Origin of the sequence: Xenorhabdus entomophaga (genome assembly GCF_037996725.1) — a bacterium.
Taxonomy (GTDB): domain Bacteria; phylum Pseudomonadota; class Gammaproteobacteria; order Enterobacterales; family Enterobacteriaceae; genus Xenorhabdus; species Xenorhabdus khoisanae.
The window spans coordinates 1-379 of sequence record NZ_JBBMXH010000377.1; the positions used below are offsets into that span (position 1 = coordinate 1).

A 379-nucleotide genomic window follows, 5' to 3' on the forward strand; every position below is an offset into this window, starting at 1 on the left:
ATCACGCAGGACTCGCTCAATACTTTTTGGAGAAGGTATTTCACCGCGGGCAAAGGCCGACTTCACCTCACTCACCCGCGCTTCATCGTTAGCGGGAAAGGTCACCAGACTTACTTCCCATAAATCGAGATCTTTGAGTAAAAACGCCTCTTTTGTCCGGTCATATTCCCAGTCTTTCAGGATATAGCCGATGGACAACCCCGACAGGGAACCAGCTTTCATATGGGCATGCGCCCGTTTCGCCAGCGGATCATCCTCAATCAGCAGTCGCCCCTTGAGATACAGCCCGGTCTCGTCTTCTTTCATCTCGGTATAAATACCGATGGGTTCGTCCATCCGGTGCTGCCAGAGCAGCGCGGGTAAGCTGCCTTTCTCATTC

The 379-nt window shown here is 52.5% G+C and carries 1 protein-coding gene; it reads right to left on the reverse strand.

Translation table 11 applies throughout. From position 1 onward, the window contains the following. A partial coding sequence (locus AAC854_RS23280) for an HK97 family phage prohead protease (protein WP_340619153.1) occupies positions 1–379 on the reverse strand: 379 nt, incomplete at both ends.